The following is an 18,887-nucleotide window of genomic DNA, read 5'->3' on the forward strand; positions in this document are numbered from 1 at the left end:
GACCGCAGGAGGCGCGCGCATGGACATCCGCCAAGTGGAGATGGCCGACGACGAGACGCGCAGCCGCATCGTGGCGCCGCTGGCGGAACTGGCGACGCGCACCGACTTTGCCATGTCGCCGCGCTTCCTGACGCTGGCTTTGAGCGACGCGGCGGGTATCGACGGCGGGCTGATCGCCCAGATCTACTGGAACTGGCTGCATATCGAGGTGCTGGCGGTGCCCGAGCGCCATCGCGGCGCGGGGCTGGGCCGGCGGCTGGTCGAACGTGCCGAGGCGATCGCGCGCGAGGAGACGCTGCGCGGCGTCTGGGTCGACACCTATTCGTTCCAGTCGCCCGGCTTCTACGAGGCCATGGGCTATCGCCCATTCGGCCGGCTGCCGGACTATCCGGAGGGCGAGGAACGCATCTTCTACGCCAAGATCTTCGGCGACCAGACACAGACCGCAGGGGAGGCCTGACATGAACGACAAACCCAAGATCACCGACGGCATGTCGGACGCCGAGCTCGACGCCCGGCACGCCGAGAAGATGAAGAAGAAGAAGGCGGCGCGTGACAAGATCATCGCCACCAAGACGATCGAGAAGGGTCTCGTCATCGTCCATACGGGCAAGGGCAAGGGCAAGTCGACGGCCGGCTTCGGCCTGGTCTTCCGGGCTCTGGGCAACGGCATGAAGGTCGCCGTCGTGCAGTTCGTGAAGGGCAAGTGGGAGACCGGCGAGCGCAAGGTGCTGGAGAAGTTCCCCGACCAGGTGACGATGACCGCCATGGGCGACGGCTTCACCTGGGAGACCCAGGACCGGCAGCGCGACATCGCCGCGGCGAAGGCCGCCTGGGAGCGGGCCAAGGCGCTGATCATGGACGACGAGCACAAGCTGGTGCTGCTCGACGAGCTGAACATCGTCCTGCGCTACGACTATCTCGATCTTGCCGAGGTGATCGAATTCCTGAAGGGCAAGCCGGAGATGAAGCATGTCGTCATCACCGGTCGGAACGCCAAGGACGAGCTGATCGACTTCGCCGATCTCGTCACCGAGATGGAAATGATCAAGCACCCGTTCCGCTCGGGCGTGAAGGCGCAGTTGGGGATCGAGTTCTAGGGTCATTCGCCGGGCTGTGGATGGCGCTCACGAGCGCCGCGTTTCGCCTCCATTTCGACACGAGGCGCGAGATGATCGCCCCCTTCCAACGGTTGCAGAGGCAACCGGCTATTGCGTGGGGGATGAAGATGAAAAGCTTTTGCCGGATGGTGTCGCGCCGATCGGTCCTGTCGGCTGTCGTGGTCGTGGCCGCGCTGTGGGCAGGGCCTCAGGCGCAGGCCGAGGACGCCACGGCGCGCCTGGCGGAGACGGTGCGGGGGCTGGAGGAGCGGCTGGACGCCCGCATCGGCGTCTTCATCCGCGACAGCGGCAGCGACTGGCAGTGGGGGCACCGCGAAGACGAGCGGTTCCTGATGGCCAGCACCTTCAAGTCGGTTCTGTGCGGGGCGGTGCTGGAGCAGGCCGAACAGGGCGCACTGGCGCTCGACGAGCCGGTGGAGATCCGGGCCGCGGACATTCTCAGCTATGCCCCGGTGACCGAGACGCGCCAGGGCGGCACGATGACGATCGGCGAACTCTGCCTGGCGACGACGGACATGAGCGACAACACAGCCGCCAACCTGCTTCTCGCCAGGCTCGGCGGTCCGCAGGCCGTGACCGCCTTCCTGCGCGGCATCGGCGACGGCGTGACCCGGCTCGACCGGACCGAGCCCGATCTCAACATCTTCGCCCCCGGCGATCCGCGCGACACGACCAGCCCGAAAGCCATGGCGACGAGCTGGGAGAGCATGCTGGTCGGTGACGGATTGCGCCCGGATTCACGCCAGCAACTGCGCGAATGGATGCGCCTTGGCGGCGTGACCGGCAAGCTGATCCGCGCGAGTACGCCCAGGGACTGGGAGGTCGTCGACAAGTCAGGCGGCGGACGGACCCATACGCGCAATCTCGTGGCGATGATCACCCCGCCGGGGCGCGCGCCGGTGTTCGTGGCGATCTATCTGTCCGACTCGCCGGCGGATTTCAGCACGCGCAATGCCGCGGTCGCCGAGATCGGCGCAGCCATCGTCCCGGTAATCGCGGCGCGTTAAGAGGGCTGCGGCCGGCAGTCGATCCGGGCTCGTCGCCTGACGTCGCTGCGCCGACGCCTCCGGGAGGTGCCGGCGCCCGTGGCGGCAGGCGGGTGGGGCCGGCGCAGCGATGGCTGGGCCGGCCTACCTGCTGCGGTCGCGCTCGGCATCGAGCTCGGCGGCGCGGCCACGGGTGGCGGCGAAGGTCGAGCTGGAGACCGCGACGCGGACGGCCGGCCGGGTGCCGTTGGTGGCGACCCTCACCAGAACCGCCGGGACGGCGGCCACGGCGAGTTCGGGCTGGTCGTTGGCGCGCAGGGTGGCCCGCGCCTCGTCGTCGAGATCGAAGCCGAGCCTTTCCATCGTGGCTTCGGGCTCGGCCTCCAGGGCCTTGCGGACTTCCGGGTCGGTGAAGATCTGTTGCAGGGCCTTCACATAGGTGTCTTCGCCCTTCTGCAGGTCGGTCATGTCACTGCTCCCTTGTCGTGGACGCCGTGGAAATGTCGCAGGGGAATGCCGATCCGTTCGCCCGGCGGGGCCGGTTTCGGGGGCTCGACCGGGATCTCGCGGCGTGCCGCCTGCGATCCGGGGCCGGCGACTTGGCGCAGGCTCGCCAGCCCATTCTGCTGGAAGGTCTCGAGGATCCGCGGAAAATACTTCGCGACCGGCTCGGGAAAGGCATATTCGATCATGTTGCGGCCCTTGTAGACGGCCTGCGAGACGGTGCGCACCGCGGCGACCTTGTCCGAGATCGCATAGATGTCGGCGGTGGGGATCTTCACGCCCGACTGGAACAGATAGTAGTTCGAGAAGAAGCCGAACTCGTCATACATCGCCTCGGTGACGAGGCCGTTGCGCGCCGCCTCGTCCCACAGGCGCGAGCCGGGGATCTGGCAGTACCATTGCAGGAGGACGCGCACCCCGTAGGTGGCATGGAGATGGGTGGCGAAGGCGATGGTGCGCTCGACCTCGGCGCGGCCCTCCCAGGGCAGGCCGAGGACGAAGGAGAAGTCGGCCCGGTCGGCGATGCCGAACTTGCGCAGGATGCGGGCGGCCTCTTCCAGCTTGGCGCAGGTGGTGCCCTTGCCGATCAGCGCCAGGCCCTCGTCATAGCCGCATTCGGCGCCGACCAGGAACTGCACCGTATGGGGCGCCATCGCCTCGACATAGGCCTCGTCGCAGATGTCGTTGGCGCGGGAATCGTAGACCAGGCCGGCGTCGAGCCCGCGCTGGCTGATGATCTGGGCGATGCGGGTGGCGCGCTTGACGTTCATCGAGAACTCGTCGTCGATGATGTGGATATGGCCGGCGCTTGTGCGCGGCACATGCGGCAGGATCATCTCCAGCCGGTCGACGAATTCCTCGGGCTGGATGCCGCGCCAGGTGCGCCGGTAGGAGGTCGAGCAGAACGAGCAGTCGAAGACGCAGCCGCGCGAGGATTCGATCGACAGGGCCTGATAGACCCGGTCGGGCAGGTCGCCGTAATCGGGCACCGGAAAATCGGTGAGTTCGTCCTTGCGGATCAGCTTCTCGATGCTGTTGCGCACGACGACGCCGTCGTCGGTCTTCCAGGAGAGGTTCGGTACCTCGTGGAAATCGCGGGAGCCCTCCAGCGCGTTGGCCAGAGCGACGATGGCGGCTTCGCCTTCACCGCGCACGACGAACTGGACCGGGAAGGCCGACAGCACATACTGGTCGAACATGGTCGGGTGGATGCCGCCGACGACGACCGGGACGTCGGGCCGCCGACGGCGGATCTGCTTCAGCACCTCGATGGCGGTGGGCCAGGACATGGAGGTGGCGCCGATGCCGACGAGATCGGCGCGGTCGATCTCGGCCGAAAAGCCCTGGAGCGAACTGGTGCCCAGCGCGATCAGATCGGCGAAATCGACGTGATGGCCGGCCTGAAGCAGGGCGGCGCGCAGGAGATACATGCCATAGGGCGGACATTCGCGATGGGCATCCATCGCGATGGATTCCAGCGTGTCCTCGAACCGATCCATGATCGGGGGCGCACAGAGAACAACCCGCATGACGGTCTCCCGTATTCGGCATCGACGGAACGGTCCCTGCGGGGCCGCTCGCCAGACGCGAGCCTGCAACCGGCAGGGGTTATACTGGGTAAGATCAACCCAGGATGGCAATCTACAGCAATTCAACCTAAGATGGAAGGCGCATGGCGCGATATCTGACGCAAGGGGAGCCATGACCGGTCCGCAGCAGCCAGACATCGTCGCATCGCCGCATCTGCATCACCGGGTGTCGCTGGCCGTGCTCGCGGTGCTGACGCTGGGGCCCGTGGTCTGGCTGGCAGCCGTGCGGCCCGGCGATCTGGCCTATTACGCCATCGGGGGCGCGGCGTGGGGGCTCGCCGTCGCGGGCAAGCTGCTCCTGGCGCGGGTGCGGTTCGCGCGGCGCCTGATGAAGGCGGGCGTCGCCGGGGCCGGGCTCTGGGGGCTGGCCTCGGGCCTTGCGGAACTCGGCGTCCTGGCCGCGATCGCTTCTTCCGGCTGGCTGCCGCTGCAACTGGAGGTCGCGGCGATCTGCGGTTTGGGCGCGGCCGGCTTCGAGATCGTCTTCATCCTCGTGACGGGGACGATCGAGGATTATCGCCACCCCGATCCGGACAAGCTGGCCCGCTGGCTGGCGGGCGCCCGCCGCTCGCTGTGGGTCGCCTATATGGGCGCCATCGAGCGGATCGATGCGACGGCGCTTCACGTGATGACGCGCATTGCGGTGTTCGACGCGATGATCGCCCGGGAATGGGCTCCGGCGCTGGTGGCGCTCGGTCTGTTCGCGCTGGTCGACGGGGCGGCGACCTATGGCGCCGGCCGCGACTGGGACTGGTTCGAGCCGCGGATCTGCCGGGCCTTCTACCTTGCGATTTCCGGCGCGGCCCTGGCGGGCTGGGTCTATCTGGCGCTGCGCCTGACCGGCGGCTGACTTGCAGCCGGCAGAACGCCGGTCTCCCGCACGGCCTCAGCCGTCATTCACCACCGTCAGGTCCGCCGGCACGCTGCGCTCCAGCACCAGCCGCATGTTGGGCAGATCGTTGCCGTCGAGCTTGGTGACGAGGGCGTCGGTGGTCAGGCCGTGGCCGAGCCAGCGGTCCTTCAGCCGGCGGCGCAGGACCGGCTCGGGGACGGCGAGCATCACCGTCAGGTCGAAGCGGTCGCGTAGCGGCGCCCAGGCCGGGTCGTCCAGAAGCAAATAATTGCCCTCGACAAGGATGATGCGGGCCGAGGGCGCGATGATGCGGGCACCGGCGCGGGCGATCTCGATGGCGCGGTCAAAGACCGGCACGGCGACGGCGCGACCGTCATCGGCCTTCAGCCGGTCGAGGGTGACGGTCAGCCCGTCGACGTCGAAGGTGTGCGGTGCGCCCTTGCGGGGGCGATGGCCGCGCGCGTCCAGCACGAGGTCGTCATAGTGGAAGCCGTCCATCGGCAGGATGTCGGCGATCCCCGGCGCGGCGGTGCCGGTCGCGGCGGCCGGCGGCGACGCATCATTCAACCGGTCGCGCAGATGCTCGACCATGGTGCTCTTGCCGGAGCCGGGCGCCCCGGCCAGCGCAACGATGAGGCGCCGGGACTCGGTGCCCCGGCGCGCGGCGATGGCGTCGAGGATGGGATCCAGGTCGGTCATGGGCATGGGAGCCTCCGGGAACAGGGAAAACGGTGCGGGAGGACCGGGTGGACGACAGGGCACTGTTCGCATCCGAACGACGGCCGTTCAACAAAGAGAAACGATTCGTCACGAACGGCGCCCTTCCAATTGCGAGGCCAAGGCCGCTTATCTTGCGCCAAGCGACCTCGTGCAACGGAGCGATACCATGACCCTTGCCCTCAAAGGCATTCATCATCTGACCGCCATCACGGCCGATGCGCCCGGCAATCTCCGCTTCTACACGGAAGTCCTGGGCCTGCGACTGGTCAAGAAGACGGTCAACCAGGACGACACCAGCGCCTATCATCTGTTCTACGCCGACGGAAAGGCGACGCCGGGCACCGACATCACCTTCTTCGACTGGCCGGCCCAGCCCGAGACCCGCGGCAACCATGCGGTCTCGCGGACCGGCCTGCGGGTCGCCGGCCGCGCCAGCCTCGACTACTGGCATGCGCGGCTGACCGAGGCCGGTGTTGCGACCGGCGAGATCGTGGAACTGGATGGCCGCGCCTCGCTCGACTTCGAGGACCCCGAAGGCCAGCGGCTGCGGCTGATCGACGACGGGGGCGCCGGCGAGGCCAATCCCTGGGACGCGAGCAGCGTGCCGGCCGAGCATCAGATCCGCGGCCTCGGCCCGATCACCATGGCTGTGCCGGATCTCGCCCGGACCGCGCCGGTGCTGACCGAGGTGATGAACATGCGCGAAGTCCGCACCTATGAGGCGGACGGTGCAAGCGTGCATGTGTTCGAGATGGGCGAGGGCGGCCCGGCGGCCGAACTGCACGTGGCGGTGGACCCGTCGCTACCGGCGGCCGGGCAGGGTGCGGGCGGCGTGCATCACGTGGCGTTCCGCGCGGCCGACGTTGAGGAACTGCACGCCTGGACCGAGCGGGTGCGCGGCTTCCGCGTGCCGTCGAGCGGCGAGGTGGAGCGATACTATTTCCGCTCGCTGTATTTCCGCGAGCCGAACGGGGTGCTCTTCGAGATCGCCACGGACGGGCCGGGCTTTGCCGTCGACGAGCCGATGGAAAGCCTTGGCCAGAGCCTGTCGCTGCCGCCCTTCCTGGAGGCCAAGCGCGCGCAGATCGAAGCCGGCCTGAAGCCGCTCGACCGCCAGGGAAAGGACAGGACATGACCCCCGAGGATTCGAACGCGCTTCTGGCCCGCCATCATCTCGGCCATGCCGGGGCGCCGCTGGAAAGCGCCCGCCGGGTCGTCGTCTGCCTGCACGGGCGCGGCGCGACGGCGGCGGACATCCTGGGCATTGCCGGAGCGATCGGCCTCGGCGACATCGCCTATCTGGCGCCGCAGGCCCGCGGCGGGGCGTGGTATCCGCGCCCCTTCATGGAGCCGCTCGACGCCAACGAGCCGGATCTGAGCGCCGCGCTGGACCGGATCGCGGCGATCCTCGCCGATCTCGACGCGGCCGGCATCGGCGCGGACAAGGTGGTGATCGCCGGCTTCTCGCAGGGCGCCTGCCTGTCGCTGGAATTCGCCGCGCGCCATCCGGGCCGCGTCGCGGCCGTGCTCGGCTTCAGCGGCGGCCTGATCGGGCCGTCGGTGGAAGGGCGCGAAGAGACGGGCCGGCTCGATGGCCTGCCGGTGTTCATCGGCTGCAGCGAGCGCGATCCGTTCATTCCGGCCGTGCGGGTGCGTGAGACCGCCGCGCATTACGAAGCCCGCGGCGCCGCGGTGACCGCGGTGCTCTATCCGGAGCCCGGCCATACGATCAACATGGACGAGATCGGCCGGGCGCGGGCCCTTCTGCAGGGGCTGGCGGGCTGAAACGGGCCTGATTCCGGCGGGGCGTCGCCATTGGACGTCCCGCCGGAATCCACTGGTGCGAGTTAAAGCTTCGGCATAGGATGAACCCGGCGGAAGTCCGCCGGGGAGAAGCATTCGATGCGCGGTTTCGGCAGGCTCTTCTTCGTTTTGGCGGTCGCACTGCTGTTTTCGGGGCAGGCCGCGGCGCCTTCCCTTGCGCAAGACGGGCGCCGGGTGATCACCACCGAGGGCGCTGATTATTTCGGCCGCGACTACGACATCCTCAAGGATGTCGATCTCGACCAGTGCACCGCGACCTGTCTCGCCGACGACCGCTGCCAGGCCTTCACCCTCAATACCAACAGCCGCTGGTGCTTTCTGAAGGAGGCGGTGGGCGAATTGCGGACGGTGGCAGGGGCGATTTCCGGCAAGGTGGTGGCCGAGGCCGGGATCGACGCCGACAGCGTCGAGGCGCGCATGGCGGATTTGGCGTTTCTGCCGGCCGCGACGCTGGACGATGCCAGGCAGTTGCGGCTGGAAATCGCCAATGAGGACCGCAGCATCCGGTTCGGCGATGCGAGTGCGCTGGAGATTTCCGGCCTTGCGCGGACGGCGCTGACCCATCCGCAGGCGATCCGGGCATGGCGGGAAGCGCTGAAGCGCGCGCCGCTGGCGCATTTCGCCTGGCAGGGCATCGCCGATGCGGCGCTCGCCTATACGCCCGAGCAATATGGCGAGCAGCCCGCCAACAACCGGCTGCGCGAGGCGGGTGCGATCAACGCCTATCTGACCGCCGGCCAAGACGACGAACGCGCCGCCGCACTGGCGACGCTGGCCCGCGCCTACGAGGCGGCCCAGAACTGGAAGCGGGCGATCAAGGCCTATCGCGAAAGCCTTGATCTGGCGGAGATGGCGGATGTTCGCGCCAGTCTCGACGCGGTCGTGGCCGCGCACGGTTTCCGCATCGTCGACAACAGCGTCGACAACAACGCGGCCAGCCCGCGCATCTGCCTGAACTTCTCGGACGCGCTGTCGAGCCATCTCACCGGTTCGGAGAATGCCGGCGACTTCGTGCAGGTGGAGGGCGGCGAGACCCTGCCGGTGACGGCGAGCGGATCGCAGATCTGCATCGATGGCGTCAAGCACGGCGAGCGCTACCGCATCGTCGCGCGTCCCGGCATCCGCTCCGTCGATGGCGAGACCCTGTCGCGCTCGGCGGAGGTGAGCGTCTATGTGCGCGACCGCGACCCCTCGGTGCGGTTTGCCACCAATGCCTATGTGCTGCCGGCCGGCGGCGAGGCGACGATCCCGGTGACGACGATCAACACCGACGAGATCGAGGCGCGGCTGCAGCGCATCGGCGACCGCGCCCTGTCGCGGGCGATCGCCGACGGGCGGCTGTTGCAGCAATTGTCCGAGTGGCAGATCACCGAGGTGGCAACCGAGGCCGGCGAGGACGTGTGGACCGGCACGGTCGGCGTGGTGCGCGAGATCAACAGCGAAGTGACGACGGCGATCCCGGTATCCGAGATCGTGCCGGAGATCGAGCCCGGGGTCTATGTGCTGACCGCCAAGGCGAAGAACGGCCTGCGCTACCAGGACAGCTTCGCCACCCAGTGGTTCGTCGTCAGCGATATCGGGCTGACCAGCCTGGCCGCCGAGGACGGCTTCCACGTCTTCGCCCGCTCGCTGGGCAGCGCCGATCCGATGGCCGGGATCACGCTCGATCTCGTGGCCGCCAACAACCAGGTTCTCGGCACGGCGACGACCGACGCGGCCGGCCATGCGCGGCTGCCGGCGGGCCTGCTGCGCGGCACCGGCGGCGACCGTCCGGCGCTTCTGACGGCGGCGCGGGCGGCGAAGGACTTCGTCTTCCTTGACCTCACCCAGACGCCCTTCGACCTGACCGATCGCGGCGTGGACGGCCGGGCGCCGGCCGGGCCGCTGGACGTGTTCCTGACCTCCGAGCGCGGCATCTACCGCACCGGCGAGACGGCCTTCTTCACCGGCACGATGCGCGACGCCACGGGCGCGGCGGTCGAGGGCCTGACCATGACCCAGATCGTCACCCGGCCCGACGGCGTCGAGCATCGGCGGCGACAGGTGGCCGATGCGGGTGCCGGCGGTTTCGCCTTCGGCCTCGACCTGCCGGCGGGCGCCATGCGCGGCGTCTGGAAGGTGGCCCTCCATACCAATCCCAAGCAGCCGGCCTTGGCCGAGACCACGGTGATCGTCGAGGATTTCGAGCCGGAGAAGATCGATTTCGAGCTGACGACGCAGGCCGAGGCGCTCGATCCCGATGCGCCGCCGGTGATCGCGGTGGCGGCGCGCTACCTCTTCGGTGCCCCGGCCGGCGGGCTGGAGGTCGGGGGCGAGGCGGTGCTGACGGCAACCGACCGTCTCGGCGCCTATCCGGGCTACCGCTTCGGGCTGGCCGGCGACGAGACGACGGCGCTGCGCCAGCCCTTCAATGGCGGGCAGACCGACGAGGCGGGCGATGCGACGATCGGGCTCGACCCGTTCACCGCGCCGGCGACCACCAAGCCGGTGACCGCGGCCCTGCAGGTGCGGGTGATCGACACCGGCGGTCGGCCGGTGGAGCGCAGGCTGGAGCTGCCACTGGCCGGCGCCAAGCCGCGTCTCGGCATCAAGCCGCGCTTCGACGGAACGGTGGGCGAGGGGGCGGAGGCCGGCTTCGACCTGATCGCCATCGATGCCGACGGCGCGCGCATGGCGCAGGCCGGCGTCGACTGGGTCCTCAACAAGGTGAACACCCGCTTCCAGTGGTACGCTACGGGCGGCAACTGGAACTACGAGCCGGTCCGCAGCACGGAGCGCGTCGCCAGCGGCACGGTCGATATCGGGGCCGAGGGGCCAGCAGCCCTGTCGCTGCCGGTGGAATGGGGCGAATACGAGCTGGTGCTGAGCGATCCGTCCGGTGCAGCGGTGCCGGCGAGCGCCGGCTTCGAGGCGGGCTGGTACGTCGCGGCCGCCGCGCTCGACACGCCGGACATGGCGCGGGTGTCGCTGGACAAGCCGCGCTACAGGATCGGCGATACGGCCGTCGTGCGGATCGAGCCGCGCTTTGCCGGAACCGCCGAAGTGCTGGTGATGGACGAGCGCGTGATCACCCGGCAGACCGCCGAGATCGACGCCGATGGCGGCACGGTGGAACTGCCGGTCACCCGCGACTGGGGGCCGGGCGCCTATATCGCGGCGATCGTCTACCGGCCCATGGATCTCGACCAGAAGCGGATGCCGGGCCGGGCGATCGGGCTGGCCCATGCCGAGGTCGATCCGGGCGAACGGGCCCTGCAGGTCGCCATCGCGGCGCCGGAAAAGACCGAGCCGCGGCAACGGATGACGGTGGAGGTGTCGGTCGACGGCGTCGCGGCGGGTGAGACCGCCTATTTGACCTTGGCGGCGGTGGACGAGGGCATCCTCAACATCACCGGCTTCCAGCCGCCGTCGCTGAGCGGGCATTATTTCGGCAAGCGGCGCCTCGGCGTCGACATTCGCGACCTCTATTCCAAGCTGATCGACCGGATGCAGGGCGCGCCCGGCAGCGTGCGCTCGGGCGGCGACGCCGGGGCGAGCTACGACAGCCCGCCGCCGATGGAGGCGCTGGTCGCGCTGTTCTCCGGCGTGGTGACGGTCGGCGCGGACGGGACCGTGGCGGTGCCGCTGGACATTCCCGACTTCAACGGCACGCTGAAACTGATGGCGCTGGCCTGGTCGAAGACCGGGGTGGGCGAGGCCAATGCTTCCATGATCGTGCGCGACCCGGTGGTGATTGCGGTCAACCAGCCGCGCTTCCTGGCGCCGGGCGACCGCTCGCGTATCGCCATCGACGTGACCCATGTCGAGGGGCCGACCGGCGCGGCCAGCCTGGCGGTGTCGGGCGCGGAGGGGATCGTCGCCTTCGACGACACCGCGCCGCGACGCTTCGACCTGGTGGAGGGCCGCCGCGAGACCTTCCTGATGCCGGTGACAGGCGCGGCGGTCGGCGACGGCACGCTGGAGGTGGCGCTGACGCTGCCGAATGGCGACATCCTGTCGAAGCGCGTGACGCTGCCGGTGCGCTCGATCGCGCCGGAGACCGTCGACAAGAGCGCCGTGACCCTGGCGGCGAATGGCGGGCAGTTCGATTTCGACCGCAGCCTGTTCGCGGACTTCCTGCCGGGCACGGCGACGGCGACGCTGAGCGTCACCGGGGCGGCCGAGTTCGACGTGGCCGGCGTGGTGCGGGCGCTCGACGTCTATCCCTATGGCTGCACCGAGCAGATCACCAGCCGGGCGATGCCGCTGGTCTATCTGGAGCCGACCATCCTGGCCGCCGGGCTGAACCGCGTCGAGGACGTGAAGACGCGGGTCGACGGCGCCATCTCGGGCGTCCTGGCCAACCAGTCGTCCAGCGGCAGCTTCGGCCTGTGGCGGCCCGATTACGGCGACCTCTGGCTCGACGCCTATGTGACGGACTTCCTGACCCGGGCCCGCGAGGCCGGCTACAAGGTGCCGGAGGAAGGCTTCGATCTCGCCATCGACAATCTGCGCAACAGCCTCGCCTATCTGCCGGACGCGCCGGACTTCGGGCCGGTGGCCTATGCGAGCTACGTGCTGGCCCGCAACGGCCGGGCGGCGATCGGCGACCTGCGCTATTACGCCGACAACGAGCTGATGAACTTCCGGACGCCGCTCGCCAAGGCCCAGATCGGCGCGGCGCTGGCGCTCTATGGCGACCGGGTGCGGGCCGAGCGGGTGTTCCGCGCCGCGGTCGACGATGCCATCGGCTTGCCGCTGCTCAATTCGCAGCGCGGCGATTACGGCACGCCGCTGCGCGACGATGCGGCGATCCTGACGCTGGGACTGGAGACGGCGATCGACGGGGTCTCCTTCGACGGGCTGGTGCGGCAGGTGAACGATGCGCGGCGGACCCAGCGCTTCACCAGCACGCAGGAGGATTCCTGGTCGCTGCTGGCGGCGCATGCGCTGCTCGACCGTAGCCCGCCCAAGCTGACGGTGGCCGGGCGCGACGTGGACGGACCGTATGCGGCGGCCTTCACGGCGGCCGACATCAGCGGCGGGCTGGACATCGCCAACCGCGCGGCACAGCCGGTGCGGGCCGAGATCACCCTGCGCGGCGTGCCCGAGTTCGCGCCGGCGGCGCAATCGGACGGCTATGCGATTGACCGGCGCTATTACACGCTGGACGGCGACCCGGCCGATCCGTCGGCCATCGGGCAGGGCGAGCGGCTGGTCACGGTGCTGGAGGTCACGCCGCTCGATTCGGGACCGGCACGGCTGATGGTCGACGACCCGCTGCCGGCGGGCTTCGAGATCGACAATCCGGCGATCCTGCGCGGCGGCGACGTGGCGGCGCTGGACTGGCTGCAGCTGACCGGCGAGGCGGCGCATACGGAGTTCCGGGCCGAGCGCTTCCTGGCGGCCATGGACCAGGGCGACGGCGACACCGCCACGAGGCGCTTTGCCTATATCGTGCGGGCGGTCTCGCCGGGCGAATTCGTCCATCCGGCGGCGCTGGTGCAGAACATGTACGATCCAAGCCGGCGCGGGCGCACCGACGAGACGAGCGTCTCGGTCATCGGTCCGCTGCGGTGAGGGCGGGCGCGATCCGCCGGGCCTTCGCGACGGGGAACTGATCCCATGTCGGCGCGGCGCCGTCTGGCGCAATTGGGGCTGCTCGGCCTACTGCTGGCCATCGCGATCCTCGGCGCCGGCTATTCGGCCTTCGAGCGGGCGGTGACGGCGCGGATCGCCGCCATCGAGACCCCGGCGACCGGGGTGGAGGTGCGCGACCGCGACGGGGCGTTGCTGCGGGCCTTTGCCAATGATGACGGGCGCTGGCGGCTGGCCGCCGGGGCCGGCGACGTCGATCCGCGCTATCTGGAGATGCTGGTCGCCTGGGAGGACAAGCGCTTTGCCGAGCACGGCGGCGTCGATCCGGTCGCCTTCGTGCGGGCGGCGTGGCAGTCGCTGGCCGAGCGGCGGATCGTGTCCGGCGGTTCGACGCTGACCATGCAGGTGGCGCGGCTTCTGGGCCGCCTGCCGACGGGCAGTCTCGCCGCCAAGGCCGAGCAGATCCTCGTCGCGCTTGCGCTGGAGCGCAGCCGGACCAAGGCCGGAATCCTGTCGCTCTATCTGCAGCTCGCCCCCTATGGCGGCAATCTGGAGGGCGTGCGGGCAGCGGCGCTCAGCTTCTTCGGCAAGGAGCCGAAGCGGCTGACGGCGGCGGAAGCCGCGCTGCTGGTGGCGCTGCCGCAATCGCCCGAACGCTATCGGCCGGACCGCTATCCCGACCGCGCCAAAGCGGCGCGGGACCGGGTGATCGCGCGGATGGCGACGTTGGAGCTGATCAGCGACCGCGAGGCGGCGCGCGCCATGCGCGAGGCGATGCCGACCGGCCGGCGGGCGCTGCCAATGCTGGCCGCCCATGCCTCGGTCCGGCTGCACCAGGCAAAGCCGGAGGCGGCGCGGATCGACCTGACCATCGACAAGGCCCTGCAGGCGCGGCTGGAGAATTATGCGCGCCAGAAGGCGCAAGGCCTGAAGAAGCCGGTGAGCCTTGCCCTTCTGGTGGCGGATGCGGCGACGGGGGAGGTGCTGGCGCAGGTCGGATCGCCCGACCTCTTCGACCGCGAGCGGCAGGGCTTCGTCGATCTGACCCGGGCGACGCGCTCGCCGGGCTCGACGCTGAAGCCGCTGATCTACGGCCTCGCCTTCGAGCGCGGCATCGCCCATCCCGAAAGCCTCGTCGACGATTCACCCGGCGGCTTCGCGGGCTATACGCCGCAGAATTTCGACCGGGAGTTCGAAGGCGTGATCACGGCGCGGCGGGCGCTGCAATTGTCGCGCAACCTGCCGGCGGTGGAACTGCTCGGGGCGGTCGGGCCGTCGCGGCTGGTCTATCGCATGCGGCGGGCGGGCGCTGCGCCGGAACTCGGCGACCGGTCGCTGCCGGGGCTGGCCATCGGGCTCGGCGGGCTGGGGCTGACGCTGGAGGATCTGGTGCGGATCTATGGCGGGCTCGCCAATGGCGGCGTCGCCATGCCGCTGCATGTGGAGCGCAGCGGCGAGCCGGTGATGGGCAAGCGCATCCTGGCGCCGCAGGCGGCGTGGTACGTGACATCGATCCTCGCCGGCGCCTCGACCACCACGAAGGGCTCACCCGGCGAGATCGCCTTCAAGACCGGCACCTCCTACGGCTACCGCGACGCCTGGACCATCGGCTATGACGGGCGGCACGTCGTGGGCGTGTGGCTGGGACGGCCGGACGGGGCGCCGGTGGCCGGGCTCGTCGGGCAGGATTCCGCCGTGCCGGTGATGCGCGACGTGTTTGCGCGGATCGGGCCGGTGACGCGGCTTGCCGGTCCGCCGCCGGGCATTCTCGCCTCGGCCGGGGGCGGACTGCCGCCGCCGATGCGCCGGGTCGGCCGGGCCGCGGACCTCGCCCAGAGCGGGCTGAAGCCGGAGATCGTGTTTCCGCCGGATGCGGCGAAGGTGGAACTGGGGCTCGTCTCGGGCGCCGGCAGCGAGCTGTTCCTGAAGGTGAGGAACGGCCAGCCGCCCTTCACCTGGTATGTGGACGGCCGGCCGGTAGCCCGCGACGCGCTGCAGCGGCAGGCGCGGTGGCAGCCGATGGAGCCGGGCTTCGTCGATATCTCGGTGGTGGATGCAATGGGTGCCGCGGCGCGCTCGCGGGTGTTTCTCGACTGAGGCCGGGCCTGGGTGGCTTTGAGCGGCGAGGGATGTGGCGAGACACTGGCGCTGGTTCGGGCGGGCAGCGTTCTGCGCGTGCCGGCAGCCGGGGGATGCCGGATGTGGCGGTCACGCCAGCGGGGCGGCGCGATGGCCGGCCCCGCTGGGTGTTGTTCTTATCGGCGGATGAGGCGGATGGCCTCGCCGACGATGCCGCGGCGGAAGAGCAGCACGCACAGGACGAAGATGATGCCGATCATCACGGTGACCGGGAAATCCATCGACGCGAAATAGTGCTGCATGGTGACGACGAGCGCGGCGCCGATCGCCGGTCCGAAGATCGTGCCCATGCCGCCGAGGAGGGTCATCAGCACGACCTCGCCGGACATCTGCCAGGCCACGTCGGTGAGCGTCGCGATCTGGAAGACGATGGCCTTGGTCGAGCCGGCGAGGCCGGCAATGGCCGCCGACATGACGAAGGCGCCGAGCTTGTAGCGCTCGACCCGGTAGCCCAGCGAGATGGTGCGGTTCTCGTTCTCGCGGATCGCCTTCAGCACGTGGCCGAAGGGCGAGTGCACGATGCGCCAGACGGCGAAGAAGCCGAACAGGAAGATCGCCAGGACGAAATAGTAGATGTTCAGCGGGTCGTTGAGATTGACGATGCCGAGCAGATAGCCGCGCGGCACGCCCTGGATACCGTCCTCGCCATGGGTGAAGGGCGCCTGCAGGAAGATGAAGAAGATCATCTGCGACAGGGCCAGCGTGACCATGGCGAAGTAGATGCCCTGGCGGCGGATGGCGAGATAGCCGACCAGAAGACCGATCAGGCCGGCCCCGCCGGCGCCGAGCAGGATCGCCGAGAGCGGCTCCCAGCCCCAGACCTTGGCGGCGTGGGCGGTGAAATAGGCCGCGCCGCCGAAGAAGGCGGCATGGCCGAAGGAGAGAAGCCCGACATAGCCGAGCAAGAGGTTGAAGGCGATGGCGAAGAGCGCGAAGCAGAGCACGCTCATGATGAAGACCGGATAGACGTAGAACGGCGCGACGAGCAGGCCGACGACGGCGATGCCGGCGAGGACGAAGCCGATGGTCGACAGGTCGCGCTGGCCGGGCTTGCGGTCGGGAGAGACGGCGGCGCCGTCGGTTCCCTCGGTGCGGACTTCGCTGGTGTGATCCAGGCTGGTCATGTCACGCCTCCTTCCCGAACAGGCCGGCGGGCCGGATCATGAGCACGATCGCCATGATGACGAAGACGACGATGTTCGAGGCTTCGGGATAGAACACCTTGGTGAGGCCCTCGAGAATGCCCAGCATGTAGCCGGAGATGATGGCGCCGAGGATCGAGCCCATGCCGCCGATCACCACCACGGCGAAGACGATGATGATGAGGTTGGAGCCCATCAGCGGGCTGACCTGGTAGATCGGCGCGGCCAGGACGCCGGCGAGGCCGGCGAGACCGGCGCCGAGCGCGTAGGTCAGGGTGAGGAGCAGCGGCACGTTGACGCCGAAGGCCTGGACGAGCTGCGGGTTCTCGGTGGCGGCGCGCAGATAGGCGCCGAGCCGGGTCTTCTCGATCAGCAGCCAGGTGGAGATGCAGATGACCAGCGAGGCGACGACGACGAAGCCGCGATAGTTCGGCATGAACATAAAGCCGAGATTGGTGCCGCCGGCCAGAAGCGCCGGTGTCGGATAGGGATTGCCCGCCGCGCCGAAATAATAGCGGAAGGTGCCCTCGATGATCAGCGCCAGGCCGAAGGTGAAGAGCAGGCCGTAGAGATGGTCGAGGTCGTAGAGCCGCGACAGCATGGTGCGCTCGATGACCGCCGAGAGCATGGCGACGATGAGCGGGGCGACGATCAGCGCCGGCCAGAAGCCGAGGCCGGTATAGGCCAGCACCAGATAGGCGGTGAAGGCGCCGAGCATGTACTGGGCGCCATGGGCGAAGTTGATGACCCGCAGGAGGCCGAAGATGACCGCGAGGCCGAGGCTCAGAAGGGCGTAGAAGGAGCCGTTGATGAAGCCGATCAGCAATTGGCCGAGCAGCGCCGGGAGCGGAATGCCGAAGATCATGGTCATGGCGCGTTACACTCCCACCACTTCGTGCAGCCGGTCCATCCGGGCATCGAGTTCGGAGGTCGGGAAGCTTTCCAGGATGTGGCCGTCCTCCATCAGGAAGAAGCGATCGGCGACCTTGCGGGCAAAGCGGAAGTTCTGTTCCACGAGAAGCAGCGTCATGCCCTTCTTCTTGAGCTCCATCAGCACGTCGCCGATGCGCTGGATGATGACGGGGGCGAGCCCTTCGGTGGGCTCGTCGAGAAGGATGATCTTGACGCCGGTGCGCAGGATGCGGGCGATGGCCAGCATCTGCTGCTCGCCGCCGGACAGCTTGGTGCCCGGCGAGTTGCGGCGTTCGGCAAGGTTGGGGAAGAGGTCGTAGATCTCCTCGATGGTCATGCCGCCGGGCGCCACGGTGGGCGGCAGCATGAGGTTTTCGGAGACCGTCAGCGTGGCGAAGATGCCGCGCTCTTCCGGCACGTAGCCGATGCCCGAATAGGCGGTGCGGTGGACCGGCACCTTCATCATGTCGGCGCCGGCGATGCGGATCGATCCCTCGCGCCGCGGCAGAAGGTTCATGATGGCGCGCAGGGTGGTCGTCTTTCCGGCGCCGTTGCGGCCGACCAAGGTGATCGTCTCGCCTTCGTGCAGATCCAGCGAGACGCCGTGCAGGACGTGGCTTTCGCCGTACCATCCGTGCAGATCGCGTACCTCGAGAAGGGCGGGGCCCTGCGGGCGGCCCGGGGCCTCAATCATCTTCGCTTCCCATATAGGCTTCACGCACGCGCGGATCGGAACTCACCGTCTCGTAGTCGCCTTCGGCGAGAATCTCGCCGCGCGCCAGGACGGTGACGTAGTCGCAGAGATCCGCCACGACGTTGAGGTTGTGTTCGACCATCACCACGGTGCGGTCCTTGGCGATGCGCTTGATCAGGGCCGAGATGCGGCCGATGTCCTCGATGCCCATGCCGGCCATGGGCTCGTCGAAGAGCAGCACCGGCGGGTCGAGGGCAAGGGTGGTGGCGATCTCGAGGGCGCGCTTGCGGCCGTAGGAGAGCTCGGCGGCATCCAGATTGGCGTATTCGGCGAGGCCGACCGCGTCGATCAGCTCGTGGGCGCGGTCGTCGAGCGTGTGCAGCACCCGGTTGGAGCGCCAGAACTGCGTGCCGAGATGCGCCTTGCGCTGCAGCGCGACGCGGACATTGTCCAGCACCGTCAGATGCGGGAACACCGCCGAGATCTGGAACGAGCGCACCAGCCCGAGCCGGGCGACATCGGCCGGCTTGACCTTGGTGATGTCCTTGCCGCGGAAGGTGATGGTGCCCGATGTCGGTGTCAGGAACTTGGTGAGAAGGTTGAAGACCGTCGTCTTGCCGGCCCCGTTGGGACCGATGAGCGCGTGGATGGTGTTTTCGCGCACGTCGAGATCGACGGAATTGACGGCGGTAAAGCCAAAGAATTCCTTGGTCAGGCCGCGGGCGGACAGAATCGCCTCTTGCGGGGATACGCTCATCGGCGCGGGGTACTCCTGTCGGCGTTAAAACGCATTGCCGGGATGGACGCCGGCCCGCATGGCCGGCCG

At 69.0% G+C, this 18,887-nt stretch carries 15 protein-coding genes; 8 read left to right on the forward strand and 7 right to left on the reverse strand.

What is annotated here, in order from left to right:
- The first annotated feature begins 19 nt into the window (after nucleotides 1–19).
- The 3 genes from J3367_RS03065 to bla all read left to right on the forward strand — a co-directional run bounded on the left by J3367_RS03065 (nucleotide 20) and on the right by bla (nucleotide 2,128).
- Nucleotides 20–460: a GNAT family N-acetyltransferase gene (locus J3367_RS03065; protein WP_024348767.1), complete on the forward strand. Its 441-nt coding sequence runs from the start codon at nucleotides 20–22 to the stop codon at nucleotides 458–460.
- Between the two features lies 1 nt (nucleotide 461).
- Nucleotides 462–1,100: a cob(I)yrinic acid a,c-diamide adenosyltransferase gene (gene cobO, locus J3367_RS03070; RefSeq protein WP_009208866.1), complete on the forward strand. Its 639-nt coding sequence runs from the start codon at nucleotides 462–464 to the stop codon at nucleotides 1,098–1,100.
- 128 nt (nucleotides 1,101–1,228) lie between these two features.
- Complete coding sequence (gene bla / locus J3367_RS03075) at nucleotides 1,229–2,128, forward strand: class A beta-lactamase (protein WP_029702535.1); 900 nt, start codon at nucleotides 1,229–1,231, stop codon at nucleotides 2,126–2,128.
- 123 nt (nucleotides 2,129–2,251) lie between these two features.
- Here the strand turns inward: bla and J3367_RS03080 are convergent, their stop codons facing one another.
- Both J3367_RS03080 and J3367_RS03085 read right to left on the reverse strand, forming a co-directional pair.
- A complete protein-coding gene (locus tag J3367_RS03080) occupies nucleotides 2,252–2,575 on the reverse strand; it encodes a hypothetical protein (RefSeq protein ID WP_024348765.1) in 324 nt (107 codons plus the stop codon).
- Nucleotides 2,572–4,140 carry a B12-binding domain-containing radical SAM protein gene (locus J3367_RS03085; protein WP_024348764.1) on the reverse strand — a complete coding sequence of 523 codons (1,569 nt, stop codon included), beginning with the start codon at nucleotides 4,138–4,140 and terminating at the stop codon, nucleotides 2,572–2,574. The genes J3367_RS03080 and J3367_RS03085 overlap by 4 nt, the downstream gene beginning before the upstream one ends.
- Nucleotides 4,141–4,312: 172 nt before the next feature.
- Between J3367_RS03085 and J3367_RS03090 the strand changes: the two genes are divergently transcribed.
- On the forward strand, nucleotides 4,313–5,050 hold the full coding sequence (locus J3367_RS03090; RefSeq protein WP_024348763.1) for a YhfC family intramembrane metalloprotease: 738 nt from the start codon (nucleotides 4,313–4,315) through the stop codon (nucleotides 5,048–5,050).
- Between the two features lie 36 nt (nucleotides 5,051–5,086).
- Here the strand turns inward: J3367_RS03090 and J3367_RS03095 are convergent, their stop codons facing one another.
- Nucleotides 5,087–5,758 carry a nucleoside triphosphate hydrolase gene (locus J3367_RS03095; protein ID WP_024348762.1) on the reverse strand — a complete coding sequence of 224 codons (672 nt, stop codon included), beginning with the start codon at nucleotides 5,756–5,758 and terminating at the stop codon, nucleotides 5,087–5,089.
- A gap of 181 nt (nucleotides 5,759–5,939) precedes the next feature.
- Here J3367_RS03095 and J3367_RS03100 point away from each other — a divergent pair, with 181 nt between their 5' ends.
- The 4 genes from J3367_RS03100 to pbpC all read left to right on the forward strand — a co-directional run bounded on the left by J3367_RS03100 (nucleotide 5,940) and on the right by pbpC (nucleotide 15,271).
- Complete coding sequence (locus J3367_RS03100; RefSeq protein ID WP_024348761.1) at nucleotides 5,940–6,908, forward strand: ring-cleaving dioxygenase; 969 nt, start codon at nucleotides 5,940–5,942, stop codon at nucleotides 6,906–6,908.
- Nucleotides 6,905–7,558 (forward strand): alpha/beta hydrolase, encoded by a 654-nt coding sequence (locus J3367_RS03105; RefSeq protein ID WP_024348760.1) that lies wholly within the window; start codon nucleotides 6,905–6,907, stop codon nucleotides 7,556–7,558. The genes J3367_RS03100 and J3367_RS03105 overlap by 4 nt, the downstream gene beginning before the upstream one ends.
- A gap of 117 nt (nucleotides 7,559–7,675) precedes the next feature.
- Nucleotides 7,676–13,156, forward strand: coding sequence for an alpha-2-macroglobulin family protein (locus J3367_RS03110; RefSeq protein ID WP_421460166.1), 5,481 nt, complete (start codon nucleotides 7,676–7,678; stop codon nucleotides 13,154–13,156).
- 45 nt (nucleotides 13,157–13,201) lie between these two features.
- On the forward strand, nucleotides 13,202–15,271 hold the full coding sequence (gene pbpC / locus J3367_RS03115) for a penicillin-binding protein 1C (RefSeq protein ID WP_024348758.1): 2,070 nt from the start codon (nucleotides 13,202–13,204) through the stop codon (nucleotides 15,269–15,271).
- A 158-nt stretch (nucleotides 15,272–15,429) separates the two neighbouring features.
- Here pbpC and J3367_RS03120 read toward each other — a convergent pair whose 3' ends face one another.
- The 4 genes from J3367_RS03120 to J3367_RS03135 are packed head-to-tail and all read right to left on the reverse strand — an operon-like array spanning nucleotide 15,430 to nucleotide 18,818.
- Nucleotides 15,430–16,437: a branched-chain amino acid ABC transporter permease gene (locus tag J3367_RS03120; protein WP_024348757.1), complete on the reverse strand. Its 1,008-nt coding sequence runs from the start codon at nucleotides 16,435–16,437 to the stop codon at nucleotides 15,430–15,432.
- Nucleotide 16,438: 1 nt separating this feature from the next.
- The gene (locus tag J3367_RS03125; RefSeq protein WP_009208875.1) at nucleotides 16,439–17,326 is read right to left on the reverse strand and encodes a branched-chain amino acid ABC transporter permease; all 888 of its coding nucleotides are present in this window, start codon (nucleotides 17,324–17,326) and stop codon (nucleotides 16,439–16,441) included.
- A 6-nt stretch (nucleotides 17,327–17,332) separates the two neighbouring features.
- Nucleotides 17,333–18,061: an ABC transporter ATP-binding protein gene (locus J3367_RS03130; protein WP_024348756.1), complete on the reverse strand. Its 729-nt coding sequence runs from the start codon at nucleotides 18,059–18,061 to the stop codon at nucleotides 17,333–17,335.
- Nucleotides 18,054–18,818, reverse strand: coding sequence for an ABC transporter ATP-binding protein (locus J3367_RS03135; RefSeq protein ID WP_024348755.1), 765 nt, complete (start codon nucleotides 18,816–18,818; stop codon nucleotides 18,054–18,056). The genes J3367_RS03130 and J3367_RS03135 overlap by 8 nt, the downstream gene beginning before the upstream one ends.
- Nucleotides 18,819–18,887: the final 69 nt, after the last annotated feature.

The sequence above is a fragment of the Aurantimonas sp. NFXS3 genome (genome assembly GCF_049132005.1).
GTDB classification, from domain to species: Bacteria; Pseudomonadota; Alphaproteobacteria; order Rhizobiales; family Rhizobiaceae; genus Aurantimonas; species Aurantimonas coralicida.

Coding starts and splice junctions, on each gene's coding strand:
- J3367_RS03095 (WP_024348762.1), bottom strand. CDS start 5,758: ATGCCCATGACCGACCTGGATCCCATCCTCGACGCCATCGCCGCGCGC.
- J3367_RS03120 (WP_024348757.1), bottom strand. CDS start 16,437: ATGACCAGCCTGGATCACACCAGCGAAGTCCGCACCGAGGGAACCGAC.
- J3367_RS03135 (WP_024348755.1), bottom strand. CDS start 18,818: ATGAGCGTATCCCCGCAAGAGGCGATTCTGTCCGCCCGCGGCCTGACC.
- pbpC (WP_024348758.1), top strand. CDS start 13,202: ATGTCGGCGCGGCGCCGTCTGGCGCAATTGGGGCTGCTCGGCCTACTG.
- J3367_RS03065 (WP_024348767.1), top strand. CDS start 20: ATGGACATCCGCCAAGTGGAGATGGCCGACGACGAGACGCGCAGCCGC.
- J3367_RS03125 (WP_009208875.1), bottom strand. CDS start 17,326: ATGACCATGATCTTCGGCATTCCGCTCCCGGCGCTGCTCGGCCAATTG.
- J3367_RS03130 (WP_024348756.1), bottom strand. CDS start 18,061: ATGATTGAGGCCCCGGGCCGCCCGCAGGGCCCCGCCCTTCTCGAGGTA.
- bla (WP_029702535.1), top strand. CDS start 1,229: ATGAAAAGCTTTTGCCGGATGGTGTCGCGCCGATCGGTCCTGTCGGCT.
- cobO (WP_009208866.1), top strand. CDS start 462: ATGAACGACAAACCCAAGATCACCGACGGCATGTCGGACGCCGAGCTC.
- J3367_RS03105 (WP_024348760.1), top strand. CDS start 6,905: ATGACCCCCGAGGATTCGAACGCGCTTCTGGCCCGCCATCATCTCGGC.
- J3367_RS03110 (WP_421460166.1), top strand. CDS start 7,676: ATGCGCGGTTTCGGCAGGCTCTTCTTCGTTTTGGCGGTCGCACTGCTG.
- J3367_RS03090 (WP_024348763.1), top strand. CDS start 4,313: ATGACCGGTCCGCAGCAGCCAGACATCGTCGCATCGCCGCATCTGCAT.
- J3367_RS03100 (WP_024348761.1), top strand. CDS start 5,940: ATGACCCTTGCCCTCAAAGGCATTCATCATCTGACCGCCATCACGGCC.
- J3367_RS03085 (WP_024348764.1), bottom strand. CDS start 4,140: ATGCGGGTTGTTCTCTGTGCGCCCCCGATCATGGATCGGTTCGAGGAC.
- J3367_RS03080 (WP_024348765.1), bottom strand. CDS start 2,575: ATGACCGACCTGCAGAAGGGCGAAGACACCTATGTGAAGGCCCTGCAA.